Source organism: Bacteroides sp. HPS0048 (assembly GCF_964240755.1).
GTDB classification, from domain to species: Bacteria; Bacteroidota; Bacteroidia; order Bacteroidales; family Bacteroidaceae; genus Bacteroides; species Bacteroides nordii.
The window spans coordinates 340,040-361,997 of the sequence record NZ_CAXSVC010000001.1; the positions used below are offsets into that span (position 1 = coordinate 340,040).

Below are 21,958 nucleotides of genomic sequence, written 5' to 3' on the forward strand. Positions count from 1 at the left end.
TACAAATCCGGAACAAAAGATAATCACACTAATTGTTATGGACTTAAGAGTTTATAGTTTGTATAGGTTCATACAACCTGCGGTCTGGGGTTTTATCAATATTTCGGATTCTGGGTCACGATACCCTTCGTCTCCCGTATTTCGTAAGTTGGTATCGGATATAGTTCATGTTTGCCCGCTTCAAAACGATTTCCTGCCGCCCAGGTATAGGCTTTCAGTGTACCGTCAGCTACAGCTGCTTTGAACTTCACTGCAAAATCGGCAATCGTACTACCCAATAAATTCCATCGGATAAGATCAAATCTGCGAAAACCTTCAAAGCAAAGTTCGCGTGCACGTTCCATATATAGATAATCACGAACGGTTTGCTGTGTGGGAAAGTCTGCTTTTGTGAAGTCCAGTTCTGCATTCGGAGTTGTAGGATCGGCTTCATAAGCCCGGCGACGTACCTGATTCAAACATTCAATAGCCAGATCGTCCAGTTGCCCGTCGTATTCATTTACAGCTTCAGCATACATCAGCAGTATGTCAGAGTAACGTAACAGGATGAAGTTTACATCTGTATTTTCGAGGTCTTTTGGAGAACCTGCTACCCAGTTGCGACGCCATTTGCCGGGTGCCCAGTTATAACTCTCGTTGAGGGGAACTGCGATTACTTTATCATTCTTGTCTATTTTAAATGTAGCAATAGCGGTTGAGAGGCGTGGATCATCTTCATCAAAGTAATTATAGAAGATGTGAGTGGTTTTGATAAATGAATTTCCCAACCCATAAGAAGAGTTTCTGTCAATCTCAGGTGAGTTGTATGAACCGATTTTACCGGTATGTTCCGTACCTCCTGTCGGGTTATAGAACTGTACTTCGTACATCACCTCTTTGGGTTCTAGTTTATACTCACATACATTGCGGAATACCCGTTCATAACTTGGATTTAGTGAGTGGTGATGCGAAGTGATCAGTTCGCTGCAAACTTCTTTGGCCCGTTTGTAATACTCTTTGTAATTGTCCGGGCGTTTCATCTTTCCATCCTGGTGCAAGGAGTATCCGGCACGAAAGAGATAAGCACGTGCCAGTAATCCCATAGCCGCTCCTTTGGAAGGACGCCCCGTATAAGAAACTTCGTCATGCCAGGGTAGGTCGGCAACAGCAGCTGTCATATCCTCTATAATCTGGTCATATACCTTTTCACGATCAGTGCGGGGGATCAGGAAGTTTTCGCTCTTTTTGGATGAGGTTAGTTTCATCGGTACATCGCCCCACATGCGTACAAGGTCAAAGTAACAAAGTCCACGCAGAAGGCGAGCCTCAGCAATCATGCGTTTGAAAGTAGCTTTACTTGCTTCATCCGGTAATTCCACTTTATCTTTATTGTCCATGATACGGTTCACACGGTCAATACCTGTATAATAAAGCCCCCATGATTCTTCCAGCCAGGTATGTGCGGCATAGATATTATAGTGGCCTATATCCCGTGCAGCTTGTCCTGTACCCGAACCCTTGATATGGCTCAGGTCGGTATCGCAATCGTTGACGAGCATAAAATGTCCGTAAGTCATCTTTTCACTCAGCACTTCATAAGCTCCGTTTACGGCAAGTTCTAATTCGGTGTTATTGGTATAAAAGTCAGCTTCGTCAATGAAATCATATTTCTTTTCTGAAAGGAAATCTTCGCAAGAAGTGAATATGCCCATACCCAAAACAATAAGTGGCAGGGTTACTATATGCTTGATCGTTGTTGTTCTCATAATACTTGTTCTTTTTTTAAAGTTTAGAAAGCGATGTTTGCACCAAATACGAAGGAGATAGAAGAAGGATAAGCTCCCCAATCGATTCCCGGAGTCAGACCATTGTTAGGGTATGTGTTTACTTCAGGGTCATAGCCGGAGTATTTCGTGAATGTATGAAGATTGTATCCGGTAGCATAGAAACGTACTGTTGACAGTTTGATTTTCTTTGTCAGTTCACGTGGGAGGGTGTATCCCAATGAGATATTGTTAATCTTCAGGAACGAGCCGTCTTCTACATAACCGGAGTGGAAATAAAGGTCAGAACTTCCTTCAATGGATACGTAGTTTCTGTTTCTGTTCACTTCTGCCAGTTGTACCGGATCGTTGAAGATATATTCACCTTTGGCATTCATTACGGTGAAACGGCTCAGGGCTTCGTCTTTCAGTGTGTTGCGCCACTGGTTATTGAACTTTGTATAATACATCTTATTAGCACTGTATACCTTGTTTCCTATGGAGAAATTCAAGAAGATACTCAGGTCAAAGCCTTTCCAGGTCAATGTATTGGTCATGCCACCATAGAGTTTGGGATTGGCATTCCCGATAACTTCACGATCTTTATCGGTGATTTCTCCGTTTTTATCTATATCTTCAAACTTCCAATAACCGGGTTTGGGATAACGGCTTTTATCATAGGGTATACCTTCTTTTAATATATATTTTTGTTGATTGGCATCGTATGTAAAGTCATCCATCGTATAAATTCCTTTCAGACGATAGCCATACATCTGTCCCAACGACTGTCCCACCCGGATCATGTAGTCACTCTTATTGAACTCAGAGGTTTGTGCCCATCCTGATACGATTTCCATATAGTCGGACATGTACAGCTCTTTCACCTTGTTTTTGTTGTGTGCAAGGTTGATGTTGGTAGTCCAGGTAAAGTCCCGGGTATGGATGTTATGCGACGTAATAGATACTTCTACACCTTTGTTATTGGTTTTTCCTGCATTGATCATCATGTTTTTAAAGCCGGATAATTGAGGGATAGGAGCGTCCAGTAGCAAACCTTTGGTTTCTACGTTGTAGATATCTACAGTCAGTTGCAGGCGTTGATCGAAGAATCCCATATCCAGTCCAAGGTTGGCAGTGATATTGGTTTCCCATTTCAGGTCGGGGTTGTATAGCTGTTTGCTTACAAAGCCACTTTGAGTGCCTGTCCCATAGGGGATCCATACCGAACCTATTTTTGAAAGTGAAAGGTAGTTGTCGATATGATTGTTACCGGCAGCACCGTAGCTGAGTCTTACCTTCAGATTAGAAAATACATTCCAGCGTTTAATAAATTCCTCTTCGGAAGCTCGCCATGCAAAAGAGGCAGAAGGGAAATAGCCCCATTTGTTGTTTGCTCCGAATTTAGACGAACCATCTGCGCGGATGGAAGCTGCGAAAAGATACCTTTGTTTTAGGTTATAGTTGGCACGAAAGAAATAAGACAGCATACGTTCTTCCTGGTTGATCGTCTGTACAATATCGGGTGAAGCCCCTAACGACATATCATTCAGACCGAAGTTCTTGTCGGGGAAATTAGTTGCTCCCGTCTTTAAGTATTTTGATTTGAAAGAGATGAACTCCTGTCCACCTACCAGATCGAGTTGATGATTGATGTTAAATGATTTATTATAGGTCAACACGTTATTATACATGAAACTCTCTTCGTCCGTTGATTTTTTCCATCCGAAAGGAGCACCGGCATTCTTTGCCTGTTTTGAACGTTCCGAATAAAATACATCTTCGTTGCGCATCCGCTTACGGATACCAACCGTTCCGCGATAGGACCATTCTTTATTGAATTTGATTTCAGCATCTCCATTGATATTCAGGATGCGGTTTCGTTTTTCTATAGATTCGCTTTCGATAGAAGCAATCGGGCTTTGCATGGGGCTTGCACCTTCGAGTAGCAATACCGGATCGTCATCATTGATAAGTAAGTCGTTGTCACTGCCGTTTTTACCGATAGTAGGGCGGTATTGTATCACATGTTGCATGCGGCTGAATGCTCCGCCTTCCTGGAGACTTCCCAATCCCTCTGTTGTTTCGTCGATATAACTTGCATTGGCCGATAGGTTAAGCCATTCGGATGCTACCTGGTTGATCTTCATACGGAAGTTATCGCGCTTTAGTCCACTACCATACCAAATACCTTTGTCGTCATTACGTGTATAAGAGAAGAGATACTTTGAGGTCTTACTACCTCCACTGATTGTGAATTTATGCTGTTGGCTGATAGCAGAGTGGTTTTCAAAAACCTCTTTCTGCCAGTCGATACCGGATCGGTTTCCATATAACTGGTTGTATTCATCGAAATTTCCATAAGTTGGAATGATCACATCGCGCATTTTATCCGGCTGATCGATGTAACGTTCGTAGTCTAATTTTACGAAATCCTCTACATCCAGGAGGTCGTACTTCTTATTTACTTTTTTGAATCCTATATACATGTCGTAACTGATACCCAATTTGTCCTGTTTACCGCCTTTCGTTGTTACCAGAACCACACCATTTGCTCCCCTTGCTCCATAAATGGCTGTCGACGAAGCATCTTTCAGGATGTCAATTGACTCAATATCATTAGCTTCTATACCTTTCAATCCGTCTTCCGAGGGGAAACCGTCAATAATATAAAGAGGTTCATTGCTTTGTGTAATCGATGTACCTCCACGTACCTTTATAGATACATCAGCATCAGGTGAACCTTGTGAACGGATTACCTGTACACCGGCCACTTTACCACTTAATGCCTGGGTTACGTCTGAAATAGGTACAGCTGCCAGCTCACTGGCTTTTACTGAAGACACAGAACCTGTCAGATCTTTCCGCTTCACAGTAGCATATCCGATTTTTACGACTTCTTCCAGCTCGACAGCAGATGATTCAAGGGTGACATTAATTCTTCGTTGATTTTTCACGGCCACTTCTTTGGAGTCAAGGCCTATAAAAGAGAATACTAACACGGCTTGACCGGGATTAGTAACGGTAAGTTTGTAGTTACCCTCCACATCGGTCGTGGTTCCTACTGTTGTTCCTTTAATAAGGATATTTGCACCGGGTAAACCTTCCTGATCGGCATCGACCACCTGACCAGTAACTTCGATACTTCCTTGTGCGTATACCTGTAGAGTGAAACAGGTACATAATACAAGAAAGATGTAGCGTAATACATTTTTCATACGTGTTTGAATATAAGATTAATACTTAGGTTTTAGTGTTTGCAATGTAATCTTTTATTTCTTTTTGCGCTTTCAGCCTTGTTGTTGTTATTTTTAGTTTTGATTTTTGGATTTTAATCTTGTGTAAATTAAATATAAATTTGTTGAATATTATAAAAGAAGTCCCGGAAAGAGAGCAATATTCTCTTTCCGGGACTTCTCTAAAAAACTGGTATTTGCTTCGGTTTTCTCGTAGAGAATTCCTCTGTATATTGAAGAATTAACCGAGTAATTCTTTCACTTTAGCAGATATAGCGCGGCCTTCTGCCAATCCGGCAAGTTTTTTGGAGGCAACTCCCATTACTTTACCCATATCTTTACCACCTGTAGCACCTGTTTCCGCAATGATTTCTTTTAGCGCAGCTTCCAATTCTTCCGGCGTCATCTGTTTAGGTAGATAAGCTTCCATAACCTTTACTTGTGCCAATTCACCGTCTGCCAGGTCCTGGCGTCCTTGTCCGATGTAAATTTCTGCAGAGTCTTTTCCCTGTTTAACCAGCTTCTGGATGATCTTTAAAGCAGCATCATCTGTCAAAATATCATTTGCTCCCGGAGCTGTTTTGGCTTCCAGAAAGAATTTCTTTACATTTCTCAGTGTTTCAAGGGCTACTTTATCTTTAGCCTTCATTGCGTTTTTAATGTCTTCGCTGACCCTTTCGAATAAATCCATAATTATATTTACAATTTAGCGATTTACAATTTACAATTAAAAAAAACTCTTATTTCTTTAATTTTCAACTCTCAACTCAAAAAGTGATTAGTCCGCTTTCGTCCACGGCTTCTTCCGTTGCGATCTCTTCTTCCAAAGCTGCTTTTGCTCTGATTTTGCCAAGAGTGGTTTTATCACGCTGGTAGGTTGGTGAATCTTCTACCATTGCAATGATATCGTCATTATCCAGATCTTCAGCACTGAAAATGTAGATATGACGGCGTTTACGAATATTTTTACTTCCAATGCTGCTGGCACTTTCGCCATATGCTTTGCGAATACGCTCTTTGTTTTTCTCCTTCTCTTCTTCCAGTTGGAGTTGGCGTTCTTCTTCTTCCTGGCTGCGTTTCTCGAGCACACTGTCCATACCTGGCACGTCTTCTACACCAAATCCGGTAGCAAGCACGGTTATTTTTACTTTCTTATCCAGTGAATTGTCCATAGCCACACCCCAGATAACTTCTACGCCTTCACGGAATTTGCTCATGAACTCGTGAATTTCGTTCATTTCTTCCATCATCAGTTCTGAGTTAGGACAGAAAGAAACATTCAGCATGACCTTCTTTGCGTTGAATATATCGTTGTTGTTCAGTAGCGGTGAGTGCAAGGCATCATCGATGGCCTTTGTCACACGATTTTCACCCTCTCCGAAACCGGTACTCATAATGGCTACGCCACCGTCTTTCAAGATCGTTTTTACATCTGCAAAGTCCAGATTTACCGTACCGCGCATGGTGATAATTTCAGCTATACTTTTGGCTGCGATAGAAAGTGTGTCATCCGCTTTTCCGAACGCATTCATAAAAGTGAGGTCTGAATAGATTTCTCTCAGGCGTTCATTGTTGATAACTAACAGAGCATCTACATGCTGGGCGATACGCTCTACGCCATCCAATGCCTGGATGATTTTCTTTTCTCCTTCGAAGATGAAAGGGATAGTTACGATACCTACAGTCAGGATATCCATCTCCTTGGCGATACGGGCTATAACAGGAGCAGCACCGGTTCCTGTTCCCCCTCCCATTCCGGCAGTGATAAATACCATTTTGGTACCATCATTCAGTAGGGTCTTGATGTCTTCGATACTTTCTTCGGCTGCATCACGTGCCCGGTCGGGGCGGTTACCGGCTCCCAGACCTTCCGTAATGTTACGACCTAATTGTAGTTTCACCGGCACGGGTGATTCTGCCAATGCCTGATTATCTGTATTACAGAGAACGAATGTTACGTCATGTATACCCTCCCTGTACATGTGGTTTACGGCGTTACCGCCACCACCGCCTACACCAATTACTTTGATGATCTTTGGCGAATCTGTCGGGAAATCGAATTGTACTATCTCGTCCGTCATGATATTTATTATTTATTCCCTATGGTCATGACCATTATCTGATATTGACACTAAGGTACGTTTTCTATTTACAATTTACTATTATTTCATATCGTCATCCGAAAAGATCTCGTTAGAAATCTTGTTGAAAGTCTTTTCAAACCAACTGGGACCCTCTTTTTTCTTCTTTCGTGCCTCTTCCTTCTTACGTTTTTCTTCTTCTTTACGGCGTCTGTCTTCGTCCCGGCGTCGTTTATCTTCTTCATCTTTCTTCTTCTTTGCTTCGCGGGCGGCAGCTTCCTGTTCTTTCAGTGCTTCATCTTCTTCGAACATATTGACCGGTTCGGTTATGACAGGTTGCGAATGAGTTACAGGACGTGTTTCTATCAGACAACAGTTCTCTTTTCCTTCAAACAGCAAACCGAACAATGTGTTTTGAGTGCCGTCTTTCTTTATGAGATCACTATCTGTCTGTATCGTATTACGGATACTCCTGGCAGTCCGTATCTTTTCAATTTTACTCCTTTTGCGAAGCATGGTGTCCAGATTTTTTAGATTAGCGGCTCCACCGGTGATGATAATACCGGACAATAATTTGTCATCGTAGCCTGATAACTGGATTTGATTCCATACATTGGTGATGATTTCTTCTGCTCGCGCTTCGATAATGTTGTTTAATGCTTGTAACTCAACTGTACGGCTTCCATCTTCGAGTTGGCAAGTAGCGGCTTCTTCACTTTCTTCTTCCTCGTACATTACATTCCCGAAAGTTATTTTCAGGCGTTCAGCTTCTTCCTCTTCCATCTGCATGGAGGTGATGTCGCGCGTAATGCTGTTTCCACCTAACGGCAAAACAGTGAGGAAACGAAGAATATTATTTTTATAAACAGAGATCGTAGTGGTGTCAGCTCCGAAGTCGATAAGCGCACAGCCCGAACGGCGTTCACTTTCGCTTAGTACGGCATTGGCAGTTACTAATGGAGAGATAAGCAGGTCGGCTATCTCTATTTTAGCCTGTTCGAAACAGCGTTCCAGATTTTTTTTGATCGAAGCCCGTGCTACGATATTCAGGAAACGTCCTTCGATATGGCTACCGGCCACTCCTACAGGATCTGCTTGCAGGTTGTTGCCGATCTTATATTCCTGTGGGGCAACATCCAATATATCCATGTCTACCAACGGAATTTCCAGATTCTCATCGCAGATAGCATCCACTAACTCTTGCGAGATGATTGTTTCTTCGTTCAGGTCACGGCTTACGACATTCCGTACGGTACGGAGTGATTGTCCGCCGATACCTACATATACCTTGGCGATTGAGTTTTTCAGATCGCCTTCCAACTTGTTAATGATGGACGTAAGGCTTTGGGCTGTCTTATCCAGATTATAGATAATTCCTTTTCGGATGAACGAAGAAGAATCTTCTTTGGCATAAGCCAACACCTGCATACTTCCGTCACTGTTCTTTCTTCCGGCAATGCCGGTAACCTTTGATGAACCCAGTTCAATAGCGGCGATAAATTCTGTTGTTGCCATATTTCTTATTTACGATTTTACAATTTACTATTTACAATTGGCTGCGCGCAGGCATTCATCATTGATGCTTGGTGCAGATAATCTGGTTACTGAACTCCAGACTGATGCGTGAATATTTATTCCATCCCACTTCGTTCAAGGCTTTCCCATAGAATGTTTTCAGGCGATCCAGTTTATCTTCAAAGTGTTCCAGTTTTCCAAGATAGACAATATGATCACCTACCCGTGGTACCAATTCAATATCCTTACTGGGTAGTACATGAATTTGTTCTATCTGAGCATCCCAGAACGGATTGTTCTGCAAAAATACACCAAACTTATATAAATCCCTCATTGCAAACGACTTTTCTACATTTCCGGTTACAATTGTCCGGCGAGCTACGCATTTGGCTTCGGGTGGCATGATGGTTCCTTTGTTATCGACATAATAGTTCTCGCCATTATTACTCATGATACGGAGTATTGGAATACGCTGTTTAACTTCTACACAGAGTTTGCCACTGGGAGTTTTGTAGCATTCTGTTTCGTCAATAAGCGGGTGTTTATCCAGTTCCCGTTCCAGGGTTTTAGTCTGGATGCGTTCCATTTTCTTTCCTACGGGGTAGATTCCTTTCTTTTGTAGTATTCCGGCTACTTCGTCTTTGGTTACGAAACCGGCATAAACCGTGTCCTTGATAATTAATTCCATGTCACGACAAACCTGGTTGGCCGGTTTACGGTTGAATACTGTCACGGCTATACACAGATAGGCAGTGACGAGCAACAGGACGAGGGATAAAAGAATCCGTTTCAGCATAATGACATTTACAATTATACGATTTACAATTTATGATTGAGGTTTGTTCAATCTTGTATTTAATTTTTCTGTAATAGATGGAACATAGTTGTCTATGTCACCAGCTCCAAGAGTGATTAATACTTCTATATTCTTGTTTTCCAGGATATTCAGAATTTCTTCTTTTTTACACATACATTTCTCAATACCGGGACGGAGATTATCGTAAATCAGTTGGCTGGTTACTCCCGGTATGGGTTGTTCACGCGCCGGGTAGATATCTACCAGAATTACTTCGTCCAAGAGGGATAAACTACTTGCAAAATCTTTATAAAAATCACGCGTACGTGTATATAGATGAGGTTGGAAGATAGCTGTAATCTTTTTGTCTTTATACAATTCGCGGATAGACAGCACACTCTGTTTGATCTCTGACGGATGATGAGCATAATCACTCAGAAAGACTACGCGATCGTTTTTGATTTTAAAATCGAAACGGCGGTCCACTCCATGGAAACTCGCCATAGCTTGTTTAATTTCCTCATTTGTGACACCATTCAGGTGAGCAAGTGCCATGGCAGCTACTCCATTTTCGATGTTGATACTTATGGGTACCCCCAGTTGGATATCGTTGATACGTACCTTCGGTCCGACAAAGTCAATGAAAATCTCACCGTTTCCGATACGGATATTTTCAGCATGGAAATCACCTTCGTCGCGCGAATAAGTATATACTTTCACTCCTTGCTGTACCTGAGGTTGCAGCGAAATACCTTTGCGAATAATCAATGCACCACCTGGCTGAATAAGCGTGGTGTAGTGTTCAAAACTTTCAAGGTATGCTTCTGCTGTTCCGTAGATATCCAGATGATCGGGATCCGTAGATGTGATGACGGACATAAACGGAGATAGCCAGTGGAAGGAACGGTCAAATTCATCCGCTTCGATTACAGTGTACGGGCTTGTCTTCGAAAGTAGCAGGTTAGTTCCATAATTTTTGGAAATTCCTCCTAAGAAAGCTGTACACCCCACATGTGACTGGTGTAACAAATGTGCAGTCATCGTCGAAGTAGTTGTCTTTCCATGGGTCCCGGCTACGCAAAGCCCTTTACTGGAGTGCGTAATGGTTCCCAATACCTGGGCGCGTTTCTGTATTTCAAAACCGTTGTTACGGAAATAAACCAGTTCGGCATGTTTCTGTGGTACGGCGGGTGTCAGTACGACGAGAGTACTTTCCTTGTCTTTACATTCTTCGGGAATCAGGTCTGCGTCTTCTTCGTAGTGTATTTGTGCACCTTCGGCAATAAGGCACTCAGTTAGTTCGCTGGGAGTACGGTCATAACCGGCTACGAATTTTCCTCTGGAAAGAAAGTAACGTACAAGTGCACTCATTCCGATGCCACCGGCACCAACAAAATAGACTGATTTTATAGTTTCGATATTCATTGTTGTGCTAATTTTATCACTTCTTTTGCTATGATAGTAGCAGAGTCCGGCAATGCTAACTTTGCTATATTCTCACTTAAATCTTTTAATTTTGTAGCATTGGTAATTGTTTCTAATGCTACGGACAACAGTTTCTCTTCTGCTTCTACATCTTTTACATATATGGCAGCCTGCTTATTGACCAAGGCCAATGCATTCTTAGTCTGATGGTCTTCAGCTACATTAGGCGAAGGAACCAGAATAACCGGTTTGCTCAGCAGGCAGAACTCTGATATAGAACCCGCACCAGCCCGGGAGATCACCAAATCAGCTGCTGAATAAGCTGTAGCCATGTCTTTAATAAAGTCTGTTACATACAGATTCGGAATTTCTCCTGCTGTTTTAACAGCTTCCATTACCTGTTGGTAATATATTTTTCCTGTTTGCCAAATGAATTGAATGCCGCTTGTCTCTTTTATGGTTTGTAACCCTGCTATCAACGTATTATTAATGGTACGTGCGCCAAGGCTACCTCCCAAGATCAACATTGTTTTCTTTTCCGGGCTGAGTCCGAAAGCCTGTATGGCCTCTTCCCGGCTTTGAGTATTGGTAAACAGGTTTTGGCGAACCGGGTTTCCTGTCATCAGTATTTTATCTGCCGGAAAGAATTTTTCCATACCATCATACGCCACGCATATTTTACATGCTTTCTTTGCTAATAACTTATTGGTTACTCCTGCATAAGAATTTTGTTCTTGTATCAGAGTGGGAACTCCCATCATACCAGCCATCTTCAGAGTTGGTCCGCTGGCATAGCCACCAACGCCTACTGCTACCTGAGGGCGAAACTGCTTAATGATACTCTTTGCTTTCCATTGGCTACGCGCCAGTTTAATGAGTACAGCGAAGTTCTTCCACAGGCGTTTACGGTCGAATCCGGCAACCGGCAGCCCGACAATCTCATAACCGGCATCAGGTACGCGTTGCATTTCCATTCGGCCTTCAGCACCAACGAATAATATTTTAGCATCAGGACACTGCTCTTTTATGGCATTGGCGATGGATACAGCCGGAAAGATATGTCCTCCTGTACCACCGCCACTGATGATGATTCTAAGCTCTTTTTCCATTATACATTATTTTAGTGAACTACTGATCGCGGATATCATAGGATATCGGGACGCAACGACCTGTAACTCTTAACTATTTCTCTTTCTCAAACTCTGCATCACTATTCAACACCTGTGCTGTAGGTTCTGCAACTATCTGACCTTCGGTTGTTTCTGCTGCTATCTGCATCTGTAGTTGTGCATCACGTTCTTTCTGCTCTTCAAGATACGCAGTATAACGACTTACACTCAGTATCATACCGATATAGGCACAGTTTATTAAAGTTGAAGTTCCTCCTTTACTGATGAGTGGCAGAGGTTGCCCTGTCACCGGGAATAAACCAACGGCTACCATCATATTTAAAATTGCCTGCGATACCAACATGAGTGCTATACCCATTACCAGAAAAGCAGGGAACGTTCGTTCGCATTTTTGGGCTATGCGTCCGGCGCGTACCAGTAGCCAGATATACAAGCAAACTACGAAAGCTCCTCCCACCAGGCCAAGCTCTTCTATAATGATGGCAAATATAAAATCAGAGAATGCCTGACTTAAAAAGTCGCGTTGAATAGAGTTGCCAGGTGCTTTACCAACAAAATTACTTGTTGCAATAGCAATACGGGCATGCGCTATCTGGGCATCTTTGTCTATATCAAATTTTGCAGCCGGTACTTCCTCTTTTTCTGTGAAATTGGTGATACGACTTTTCCATGTGTCAAAACGATGCAGGAAAGGAATATCCGAATCCTTTGGGATGGCCAACAAAAATACGACACCTATTATACCTACCAATCCCAATGAGCCTATTAAAAGAAGTAGTTTCCGTGCTGCTACCCGGCCGATAAACATCATCAGAAATACAACTCCGAATAGTAACATCGCTGTTGAAAGGTTTTCCGGAGCAATCAACAGGCAAACAAGCCCGGTGATAATCATGATGTATTTGAATGCCTTCGGATTGGCACCTTCGTCATCCTGTCTTTTGGATAGAATAAAAGAAACTGCAATAACCACAGCCATCTTTGCCAGCTCCGATGGCTGGAACTGTAATCCCATGAACGACATCCAACGTGCTGCACCATTGACGCGATCGCCTGTGATAACACCCATCAGCGTAACAAAAGCCAGCAGTACAACAGAGACAGGGTATAGGAAAACAGGGAATACCTGAAACCATTTATAAGGAATATTGTGCATCAACACTACAACAACGGCCCCCACCATCAGGATGATAGAATGCTGTGTGATCGGTCCCCAGTGGTCCCCGCTCTTATACGTCAGGGTGCTGGCTGCCGAAAATACCTCAATGATTGAGATGAGGCAGAGGCAGAGAAAGATAATCCAGATTACCTTATCGCCCTTGAATATGTTCTTTAATAGATCCACTGTTTTAATTAAGAATTAAAGATTAAAAATTAGAGGGCGCGAACGTACTCTTTGAACTGGTCGCCACGATCTTCGTAACTCTTGAAGAGATCGAAGGAGGCACAACAAGGACTTAACAGTACGGTTTCACCTTTTTTAGCCAGTTTATATGCAGCTTCTACTGCATCTTTCATGCCGGTCTGTACATCGGCTACCGGTAATCCGAACCGGTCGAAAAAAGCATGTAGTTTTTCATTGTGCAGTCCCAGATACACCAATGCCGAACATTTTTCGCGTACCAGATCTTCTATTTCTGTATAGTCATTTCCTTTATCCTTACCACCAAGTATAAGCACTGTTTGGGTTGTCATACTTTGCAGTGCATACCAACAAGAGTTTACATTGGTAGCTTTGGAGTCATTGATAAAATCAATACCACCTACGCGGGCTACTTTCTCTAAACGGTGTTCCACACCTTTAAAATCCGACAATGCTTTGCGGATATCTTCTTTGGTAATACCGGCAAGATTGGCCGAGATACCTGCTGCCAGTGAATTATAGAGATTATGTTGTCCGGTCAGTGCCAACTTCTCTTGTTCCATGTTGAACGCAATTGGCTCTGTGATTTTTACCTCATTATCCTCTACATAGGCAATTGCTCCATCCTCTTTTACTGCTGCGAATGGGTATAAGTGTGCCTTTAAGCCGTGCTTTTCCAGTTCTCGTTTGATGATAGGATCGTCATTCCAGAAAACGAAAGCATCGTCCTGAGTTTGGTTTTGGGTAATACGGAATTTGGCATCAATATAATTTTGCATACAGTGATCGTAACGATCCAGGTGATCCGGCGTAATATTCATCAGGACAGCGATATTTGCACGAAATTCGTACATGTTGTCCAGTTGAAATGAACTTAGTTCGATTACATAATAATCATGCTTGCCTTCTGCTACTTGTAAAGCCAGGCTTTTTCCTATATTTCCTGCCAGTCCCACATTTAGTCCTGCACTTTTAAAAATGTGATAAATAAGGCTGGTTGTTGTTGTTTTTCCGTTTGATCCGGTGATACAAACCATCTTTGCATCCGTATAGCGTCCGGCAAATTCTATTTCCGATATGATCGGCGTGCCTTGTGCCTTTAGTTTCAGAATCAATGGAGCATCATTCGGAATCCCCGGGCTTTTTACTACCTCGTCGGCATTCAGAATCAATTCTTCGGTATGATGACCTTCTTCCCAGGCAATACCGTGGCTGTCGAGTTGTTCCTTGTATTTGTCCTTAATGGCGGACATATCTGATACAAACGTCTCGAATCCTTTTACCTTGGCTAATACGGCAGCACCTGCGCCACTTTCACCTGCTCCTAAAATTACAATTCTTTTCATTCTCAATAATGTGCTAATAGGCCAATATGCTAATACACCAATGGCAGTGCACAAACTTTAATGGTTAATAATCCGGTTAATTCTCTCTGTTATCTTTGGGCTTCATGCTTCATTATTCCATTGGCTTTTCTTAATTGGCACATCGGCATATTGACGCATTGAATCCTTATTTATCTTATTTTTAATGTAATAATCGTTATGGCTGCCAGTACAATCGTTACAATCCAAAAGCGAACTGTGATTTTTGATTCGTGAAACAGATTGTCCGGTTTTGTAAACACTACCCGGCATCCGTCTTCTATCTGATTTATTGATGTACGGAAATGGTCGTGTATAGGCGTACGTTTAAAGAGACGTTGTTTCACTCCTTTCCGTTTACCGACTTTATAATAGGCACGTTGCAGAATCACCGACAGGTTTTCTATCAGGAACACACCACAAAGAATCGGAATCAGTAATTCTTTGTGTATAATGATGGCAAATACGGCAATAATACCACCAATTGTTAAGCTACCCGTATCTCCCATAAATACTTGTGCCGGATATGCATTGTACCATAAGAATCCTATCAGTGCACCGATAAATGCGCAAATGAAGATAACCAGTTCTTCCGAACCGGGGATATACATAATGTTCAGGTATCCCGCGAATTCAATGTGGCTTGATACATATGCTAATATTCCCAATGTTAATCCGATGATGGCAGAGTTACCCGCGGCCATACCGTCCATGCCGTCATTCAGATTGGCTCCGTTGGATACGGCTGTCACCACAAAGATGGTGATGATAACAAACAATATCCAACCGGCTGTTTGAGCATGATCACCCATAAAAGCTACCAGATCGGCATAATCAAGGTTATTGCTTTTAAAAAACGGAATGGTAGTCTGAGTAGACTTGAGATCATTCGTCCCATGTATAACCTCCATTTCACGTCCGGGAGTTTGTACCTCGATGTTTTCACGAATTACCACATCCGGGCTGAGGTATAGGGTTAATCCGACAATCAGCCCTAATCCTACCTGACCGATAATTTTAAACTTACCGTGTAATCCTTCTTTGTCTTTTTTGAATATTTTGATATAGTCATCGGCAAATCCCAGTGATCCCAGCCATACAGTGGTGATGAGCATCAATATCATATAGATATTATGTAATTTTCCAAGCAACAGGCAAGGTATCAAAATGGCTACAATGATGATAACACCTCCCATACTGGGTACACCTACTTTGTTGACGCCAAAAGGATCGATTTTAGCATCACGCTGTGTTTCCGTGATTTGCTTTCGTTTCAGCAAATTGATAAACTTGTCACCCCAGATACTTGAAATCAGCAGTGCCAGAATGATAGCCATCAATGCACGGAAAGATGTATATCCAAACATTCCCGCTCCGGGGAAGTTTAATTTATGTAGCCACTCAAATAGATAGTATAACATGATTTTATTTACTATTGGACGATTTACTATTTACGATTTAAATTACTTTTTTTACAATGGTAACTCCAATCGTAAATTGTAAATTGTTAAATTGTCAATGAAAATAACTCTTTTAATATCTCTTTATCATCAAAGTGATGTTTCACTCCTTTTATCTCCTGATAGTTCTCATGCCCTTTTCCGGCAACGAGAATTACATCTCCTTTTTCGGCCAGCATACAAGCGGTGCGAATAGCCTCTTTACGGTCTGTAATACTGATTGTTTTCTTTCTGTCCTCTGTGTCCAGACCAGCTAACATATCATTTATGATGTCCTGAGGTTCTTCAAAACGAGGGTTATCCGATGTGATGACAACGCGATCGCTTGCTTTGGCAGCTTCTTTGGCCATAATAGGACGTTTACCTTTGTCACGGTTACCTCCGGCACCTACTACGGTAATCACTTTTCCTTTTCCTTCGAGTACTCCATGAATGGCATTCAGTACATTTATCAGAGCATCCGGAGTATGTGCATAATCAACAATCGCTGTATATCCCTGTGGCGAACGAATGGCATCAAAACGTCCGGCTACCGGATGGAGTGTGCTGAGTGCTACCAGTACGTCTTCTTCTTTCTTACCAAGCAACACTGCTGCACCAAATACAGCCAGAAGATTGGAAGCATTGAATTTGCCTATGAATTGTACCATCAATTCATGGTTATTGAAATCAAGTAACATTCCTTCAAAATGTGATTCTAACACTCTGCCTTTGAAGTCACTCAAACTCCTCAGAGAGTAGGTGTACACCTTCGAACGTGTGTTCTGCGTCATTACCAGCCCGTTTTTATCATCCAGGTTAGTAAGACTGAATGCACTCTTGGGTAGGTCATCAAAGAATTTTTTCTTTGCTTTCAGATAGTTTTCTACTGTCTTATGATAATCCAGATGGTCACGGGTCAGGTTGGTGAAGATACCTCCTGCAAACTTTAAACCACTGATACGTTTCTGGGCAATGGAGTGGGAGCTTACCTCCATGAAAACGTATTTACAGCCTTCATCAGCCATTCTTCCCAGCAACCGGTTTAGTGTGATAGGGTCAGGAGTGGTATGCTCAGTCGGAATCGCTTCATCATCAATATAGTTACATACCGTTGAGATGAGTCCTACTTTATATCTGAAATAACGGAATGTATTATATAATAAGGTAGCGATTGTTGTTTTTCCGTTTGTTCCGGTTACACCCACCAATTCCACTTTTGAAGTAGGATCTCCAAAGAAAGTAGTAGCAACTTTACCGGTTGCATCTTCGCTGTCTTTCACTTGTATATAGGTGATACCTTCTTCCGGATGTTCAGGCATATCTTCACAAAGCACAGCTATGGCTCCTTTTTCAATTGCTACAGGAATATATGCATGTCCGTCTGTCTGTGTGCCACGCATAGCCATAAATAAATGGCCTGCCTCCACTTGTCTGGAATCAATGTTGACTCCTGTTATTTCTATGTCCGAAGCTCCGACAACTTGTATCGGTTGAATAGCCTTTAATAATTCATTTAACTTCATCTTCTTTTTTATATTCGGTTGACACGTACTACTTATTCAAAATCTTCAGTTTAATCTCTCTAATGCAGTACGAGTGTTATTGTTTGTCCTTTCTTTACTCTCGTTCCGTTAGCTATCGACTGGCTTTTCACCTTGCCTACACCTACCAGTTTTACTTTCACTCCTCTGCTTTCAAGCAAATAAACAGCGTCTTTTGCCCCCATGCCTATAACGCTGGGTACAAAATCCCGCATGAGGTCTCTGCTTTCCAGAATAACACTTTTGGGAGCTGCATGTGTACTTCCCCAGGTTTCTTTACCACTCTTTAAGTCAAATTTGCTTTGGCTTTGTATACTCAGCTCATCCAGTACCCGTTTGGCATCATTCATCTCTCCGGCTTTTACGTCGGGAATGACTACGCTATTTGTGTCGATGGCATTTGTCAAAGGCAAACGCAGGTCTTTTGCATATACTCTTTCTGCAATTTTGCCAAATACGCTACCTGCCATCAAACCTCCCGAAGCTGGTAACCCGGGTTTCTGAATAGAAACAATACAGCTATATTTCGGAGCTTCCGAAGGGAAATATCCACAGAAACTAACCAGATAATTTGTTCTTCCTGTTTTATATCCGGCAGCACCTTGTGAGATCTGTGCCGTACCTGTTTTTCCCGAAACGGCAAACTGCTTACTACCTGCCGGTCCTGCCAATCCCTGATGAACAACTTTGTACAAAATTTCCTGTATCTGCTTCAATGTATTGTCTGAACAAATTTTCGGATTAATCACCTCCGTTGGAAACTCTTTTACTACTTCTCCATCCTTCACAGCTGCTCTTACGAATTTGGGACGCACCATGACTCCATTGTTTGCAATGGCATTATAGAAGGTCAGGATATTCATTGGCGGTACCTGAGTTTCATAACCAATGCTCATCCAGGGAAGGGTTGTTTTTGCAAAATAACGTTCTTTGGGCCCTTTAATATTGGGTTTACCTTCTCCTGATATCTGTAAATGTAGCGGTTGGTCAATGCTCATACGTTTCAGCCCATCTACAAACTTTTGTGGTTTGTCATGATAGAATTGGTCTATGATACTTGAAGTTCCCACGTTAGATGATACTTCAAGAATACGTGTTACATTGATTCTTCCGTATCCGCCACGATGCCAGTTCCAGTCTCTCATTGCACGTCCATACATCATTTTGATACCGTTTCCCGTATCTACCTCATAGTCCGGAGTGATGTGCCCGTCTTCCAAGGCTACCATGATAGAAGCAGTCTTGAAAGTGGATCCCGGCTCAAGCATGTCACTGATAGCATTGTTACGCATCTCGTAATAGTTGCCGTCTGCAGCTTTCATCATGTTGACTATCGCTTTGACTTCTCCTGTTGAAACCTCCATCAATACAACAACGCCTACACTGGCATTTAACTCTTTCAGTTTGTCCACCAATGCCTTTTCGCAAATATCCTGCATCCCTACATCAATGGTGGCAATAAGATCACAACCGTCTATGGGAGGAATGTCTACGATGTTAAGGTATTTGTTCATTACCTTCTGACGGTGTGTGATTCCGTCCCGTCCTTTCAGCAATGTATCAAAAGCCAATTCAATTCCATTCTTTGCACCTTGTGCTGTGTCAGCATAAAGATCCCCTAAGGTACGGGCAGCCAGAGAACCGAATGGCTTCTTGCGTTGGTTGTATGCCAGTTCATGAAATCCGCCTTTATATTTGTTCATGTTAAAAACAGGCAGGCGTTTGGCTTCTTTGTATTGAATGTAGGAGATTCGTTTGGGATAGAGCAGGTAGTTCCGGCTTCCTTTTTTCATTCCTTTTTGAAGATGCGCTTTAAACTCGGCAGCACTTTTATCAGGAAATATCTGGTGTAATCCTTCGCAAATCTCATTCATATGTTTTTTTAGTGAGTCTATTTTAGCAGGAGCACCAGCTTTAAAGTCCATGTAGATACGATATTCCGGCAGTGAACTTGCCATTAATTTACCGTCGGATGAAATAATATTACCCCGGTTCGGTTTTACGGTTACATTCTCCTTTACAAAACGGTCTGCTACATCCTGCCAGTATTGTCGTTCGGCAAACATGGTAATGCCTGCCTTTACAACAATTGCTACTCCCACCAACCCCATGATGAGGATGACGAAGAAGTAACGGGTCATTATATTTTTTTTATTAACTGCCAAGACTATTAACTGTTTAACGATTTACTATTTAAAGTTACCTGTTCTCTATGTACTTCATTTTTTGATTTCATACGGTGGATTGGTCGAAGTCTGCAAATCACTTTCTTTAGTCGAGATATATTCTTCGATACGCGACTGGCGGCTTTTTTCCATCAACTCCGAACTACGTGTCAGTGCGTCATATTTTATGTCGATAAGCTCTTTTTTAAGTCGGTCTATTTCAATCTGTTGTTGCTGGCTGGCATATCGGTTATGAATGTAGAAGATAATAAATATCATGATAAGTACCAGCAGCTTTGTTTGGCGGCGGAAAAAGTCTGTTGCCAGAATATCTCCTCCAAGAATACTTTTCAAGGAAGTTCTTTTTTTCTTTTTACCTCCTTTCGGCTCTTCTTTTATTATCTTTTCTTCTTCCATCGTTGTCTCTATTTTAGTTGACTTATCTTTTAGACAGCCTGATCTTAATTTACTTACAAGCTTCTCTTTTATTTCTTTTCCGCTATTCTTAATTTGGCACTTCGTGATCTCGGATTACGTTCTATCTCTTCCTCATTCGGGACAATCACTTTATTGTTTACCAGTTTGAATGGAGTTTGCAGATTTCCAAAAAAATCTTGTGTTGCTTTACCCTCAACATTACCGGTTTTCATGATGTTTTTTACCATTCGGTCTTCCAACGAATGATAAGTGATTACTACTAATCTTCCACCCGGTTTTAGTGCTTCCGTTGCTGCCAGCAACATCTCTTTCAATGCTTCCATTTCCTGGTTTACTTCTATACGGAGTGCCTGAAATACTTTGGCTAATTCCTTCTTTTCCCGTTCACGTCCAAATAGCGGTTTGATGATTTCCAGAAACTCACCTATTGTCTTAATCTGTCCGGAAGCACGGGATTTTACTATAACCGATGCCAGTTTACGACTGTTTTTTAATTCTCCGTACAGATAAAAAAGATCTGCTAATCGTTCTTCATCATAGGTATTTAAAACATCAGCAGCTGTGAGTCCTGCCCGCTTGTTCATACGCATATCCAGTGCTCCGTCAAAGCGAAATGAAAATCCTCGTTCGCTGTCATCAAAGTGATGAGACGATACCCCTAAATCTGCCAGTATAGCATCTACTTTTTCTATTTCATGATAGCGAAGAAAATTATGCAAATAGCGAAAGTTACTTCGTACAAATGTGAAATGTGGGTCATTGACAATGTTCCGTTCGGCATCCTCGTCCTGGTCAAACCCCAGTAAACGTCCGCCTTTTTCTAAACGTGAAAGTATCTCCCGTGAATGTCCGCCACCACCGAAAGTAACGTCTACATACGTTCCACCGGGGCGAATATTCATTCCGTCTACGCTTTCTTTTAGTAATACAGGTACGTGATATGTCAATTCCTCTTGTTCTTTCTTCATCTATTTCACCTTATTATATAAGCAAGTGTCGGCAAAAATACGTATTTCTCAAAGAAAAAAGAATCTCTCCGATAGAAAATGTGAAATAAAGTTTTCAACAGATTGTTAAATGCTTCTTCGTTCTCTTTTTCCCTATTATTTTTATGTTCACTTCTCATTACCTGCTTCTGCTGCTTTCTTCTTTTTTTTAGCAGCTGCTTTTCTTCCTTCTTGCAATTGGATACTGATGAATTTGGTTTTTATTCGTACCTTTTTCAAAAAAGCAGGAGCCGCTTTGAATCCGATACGTGCTACCCACACTTTATCTGCTGTACACTCTTCCGGCTTTTCTACTCCTTCACTACTAATGGTTGGGAAGAAATTTCCCAATCCGTCAATACTTACTGTCCTGCCTTCGTGCAAGTGTCCGGCGATGATCCCCGATAACTGTGTCAGCACCGACATTACATCTCCATCTTGCAGAGAGCTTCTTTCGGCTAACTGCATTGCAATCTGTGAACTGTCAACAGGCTTTTTTTGCATAGCCCTTGTGGTAGCATAATAACGTACTTTTACTTCTCCTTTCGTTTTATCCACCTTTTTGGTTACTACATAGTTGATAGACATATACTTTTTATATTATTGATAATAATGTTTTTATGTACAAGATTACTGTGTTCTTGTATACTTGTCTTGTGACAGGGCCGACGCATTAAAATGCGCTGTCCTGTAAAAGTGTTGACAGGTATTTTTCATCCCATCCTGCTTTCAGCCTT

General features: G+C 41.9%; 16 protein-coding genes. All 16 read right to left on the reverse strand.

What is annotated here, in order from left to right:
- Nucleotides 1-95: 95 nt before the first annotated feature.
- The 16 genes from ACESQI_RS01215 to ACESQI_RS01290 all read right to left on the reverse strand — a co-directional run bounded on the left by ACESQI_RS01215 (nucleotide 96) and on the right by ACESQI_RS01290 (nucleotide 21,809).
- On the reverse strand, nucleotides 96-1,745 hold the full coding sequence (locus ACESQI_RS01215) for a RagB/SusD family nutrient uptake outer membrane protein (protein WP_320908220.1): 1,650 nt from the start codon (nucleotides 1,743-1,745) through the stop codon (nucleotides 96-98).
- 23 nt (nucleotides 1,746-1,768) lie between these two features.
- Nucleotides 1,769-4,957 (reverse strand): TonB-dependent receptor, encoded by a 3,189-nt coding sequence (locus ACESQI_RS01220; protein ID WP_195661508.1) that lies wholly within the window; start codon nucleotides 4,955-4,957, stop codon nucleotides 1,769-1,771.
- Between the two features lie 259 nt (nucleotides 4,958-5,216).
- Nucleotides 5,217-5,666 carry a GatB/YqeY domain-containing protein gene (locus tag ACESQI_RS01225; RefSeq protein WP_195661509.1) on the reverse strand — a complete coding sequence of 150 codons (450 nt, stop codon included), beginning with the start codon at nucleotides 5,664-5,666 and terminating at the stop codon, nucleotides 5,217-5,219.
- A 76-nt stretch (nucleotides 5,667-5,742) separates the two neighbouring features.
- Nucleotides 5,743-7,056: a cell division protein FtsZ gene (ftsZ, locus tag ACESQI_RS01230; RefSeq protein ID WP_002558771.1), complete on the reverse strand. Its 1,314-nt coding sequence runs from the start codon at nucleotides 7,054-7,056 to the stop codon at nucleotides 5,743-5,745.
- Between the two features lie 81 nt (nucleotides 7,057-7,137).
- Nucleotides 7,138-8,571, reverse strand: coding sequence for a cell division protein FtsA (gene ftsA, locus ACESQI_RS01235; RefSeq protein WP_007483443.1), 1,434 nt, complete (start codon nucleotides 8,569-8,571; stop codon nucleotides 7,138-7,140).
- Nucleotides 8,572-8,629: 58 nt separating this feature from the next.
- Nucleotides 8,630-9,367, reverse strand: coding sequence for a cell division protein FtsQ/DivIB (locus ACESQI_RS01240; RefSeq protein WP_007483444.1), 738 nt, complete (start codon nucleotides 9,365-9,367; stop codon nucleotides 8,630-8,632).
- Between the two features lie 30 nt (nucleotides 9,368-9,397).
- The gene (gene murC / locus ACESQI_RS01245; protein ID WP_195661511.1) at nucleotides 9,398-10,792 is read right to left on the reverse strand and encodes a UDP-N-acetylmuramate--L-alanine ligase; all 1,395 of its coding nucleotides are present in this window, start codon (nucleotides 10,790-10,792) and stop codon (nucleotides 9,398-9,400) included.
- On the reverse strand, nucleotides 10,789-11,901 hold the full coding sequence (murG, locus tag ACESQI_RS01250) for an undecaprenyldiphospho-muramoylpentapeptide beta-N-acetylglucosaminyltransferase (protein ID WP_195661512.1): 1,113 nt from the start codon (nucleotides 11,899-11,901) through the stop codon (nucleotides 10,789-10,791). Before murG ends, murC begins: the two co-directional genes overlap by 4 nt.
- Before the next feature lie 73 nt (nucleotides 11,902-11,974).
- Entirely contained in the window at nucleotides 11,975-13,267 is a 1,293-nt protein-coding gene (locus ACESQI_RS01255; protein ID WP_373125377.1) for an FtsW/RodA/SpoVE family cell cycle protein, read from the reverse strand.
- Nucleotides 13,268-13,296: 29 nt separating this feature from the next.
- Nucleotides 13,297-14,631 carry a UDP-N-acetylmuramoyl-L-alanine--D-glutamate ligase gene (gene murD, locus ACESQI_RS01260; RefSeq protein ID WP_195661514.1) on the reverse strand — a complete coding sequence of 445 codons (1,335 nt, stop codon included), beginning with the start codon at nucleotides 14,629-14,631 and terminating at the stop codon, nucleotides 13,297-13,299.
- Between the two features lie 170 nt (nucleotides 14,632-14,801).
- Nucleotides 14,802-16,070, reverse strand: a complete 1,269-nt coding sequence (mraY, locus tag ACESQI_RS01265; RefSeq protein WP_007483450.1) for a phospho-N-acetylmuramoyl-pentapeptide-transferase — start codon at nucleotides 16,068-16,070, stop codon at nucleotides 14,802-14,804.
- A gap of 86 nt (nucleotides 16,071-16,156) precedes the next feature.
- Nucleotides 16,157-17,614: a UDP-N-acetylmuramoyl-L-alanyl-D-glutamate--2,6-diaminopimelate ligase gene (locus tag ACESQI_RS01270; protein ID WP_195661515.1), complete on the reverse strand. Its 1,458-nt coding sequence runs from the start codon at nucleotides 17,612-17,614 to the stop codon at nucleotides 16,157-16,159.
- A gap of 59 nt (nucleotides 17,615-17,673) precedes the next feature.
- Nucleotides 17,674-19,773: a penicillin-binding protein gene (locus tag ACESQI_RS01275; protein ID WP_278509399.1), complete on the reverse strand. Its 2,100-nt coding sequence runs from the start codon at nucleotides 19,771-19,773 to the stop codon at nucleotides 17,674-17,676.
- A 78-nt stretch (nucleotides 19,774-19,851) separates the two neighbouring features.
- Nucleotides 19,852-20,214: an FtsL-like putative cell division protein gene (locus tag ACESQI_RS01280; protein ID WP_002558781.1), complete on the reverse strand. Its 363-nt coding sequence runs from the start codon at nucleotides 20,212-20,214 to the stop codon at nucleotides 19,852-19,854.
- Between the two features lie 68 nt (nucleotides 20,215-20,282).
- A complete protein-coding gene (gene rsmH, locus ACESQI_RS01285; protein WP_002558782.1) occupies nucleotides 20,283-21,203 on the reverse strand; it encodes a 16S rRNA (cytosine(1402)-N(4))-methyltransferase RsmH in 921 nt (306 codons plus the stop codon).
- 147 nt (nucleotides 21,204-21,350) lie between these two features.
- Nucleotides 21,351-21,809 (reverse strand): HU family DNA-binding protein, encoded by a 459-nt coding sequence (locus tag ACESQI_RS01290; RefSeq protein ID WP_002558783.1) that lies wholly within the window; start codon nucleotides 21,807-21,809, stop codon nucleotides 21,351-21,353.
- Between the last annotated feature and the right edge of the window lie 149 nt (nucleotides 21,810-21,958).

Coding starts and splice junctions, on each gene's coding strand:
- ACESQI_RS01215 (WP_320908220.1), bottom strand. CDS start 1,745: ATGAGAACAACAACGATCAAGCATATAGTAACCCTGCCACTTATTGTT.
- ACESQI_RS01220 (WP_195661508.1), bottom strand. CDS start 4,957: ATGAAAAATGTATTACGCTACATCTTTCTTGTATTATGTACCTGTTTC.
- ACESQI_RS01225 (WP_195661509.1), bottom strand. CDS start 5,666: ATGGATTTATTCGAAAGGGTCAGCGAAGACATTAAAAACGCAATGAAG.
- ftsZ (WP_002558771.1), bottom strand. CDS start 7,056: ATGACGGACGAGATAGTACAATTCGATTTCCCGACAGATTCGCCAAAG.
- ftsA (WP_007483443.1), bottom strand. CDS start 8,571: ATGGCAACAACAGAATTTATCGCCGCTATTGAACTGGGTTCATCAAAG.
- ACESQI_RS01240 (WP_007483444.1), bottom strand. CDS start 9,367: ATGCTGAAACGGATTCTTTTATCCCTCGTCCTGTTGCTCGTCACTGCC.
- murC (WP_195661511.1), bottom strand. CDS start 10,792: ATGAATATCGAAACTATAAAATCAGTCTATTTTGTTGGTGCCGGTGGC.
- murG (WP_195661512.1), bottom strand. CDS start 11,901: ATGGAAAAAGAGCTTAGAATCATCATCAGTGGCGGTGGTACAGGAGGA.
- murD (WP_195661514.1), bottom strand. CDS start 14,631: ATGAAAAGAATTGTAATTTTAGGAGCAGGTGAAAGTGGCGCAGGTGCT.
- mraY (WP_007483450.1), bottom strand. CDS start 16,070: ATGTTATACTATCTATTTGAGTGGCTACATAAATTAAACTTCCCCGGA.
- ACESQI_RS01270 (WP_195661515.1), bottom strand. CDS start 17,614: ATGAAGTTAAATGAATTATTAAAGGCTATTCAACCGATACAAGTTGTC.
- ACESQI_RS01275 (WP_278509399.1), bottom strand. CDS start 19,773: ATGACCCGTTACTTCTTCGTCATCCTCATCATGGGGTTGGTGGGAGTA.
- ACESQI_RS01280 (WP_002558781.1), bottom strand. CDS start 20,214: ATGGAAGAAGAAAAGATAATAAAAGAAGAGCCGAAAGGAGGTAAAAAG.
- rsmH (WP_002558782.1), bottom strand. CDS start 21,203: ATGAAGAAAGAACAAGAGGAATTGACATATCACGTACCTGTATTACTA.
- ACESQI_RS01290 (WP_002558783.1), bottom strand. CDS start 21,809: ATGTCTATCAACTATGTAGTAACCAAAAAGGTGGATAAAACGAAAGGA.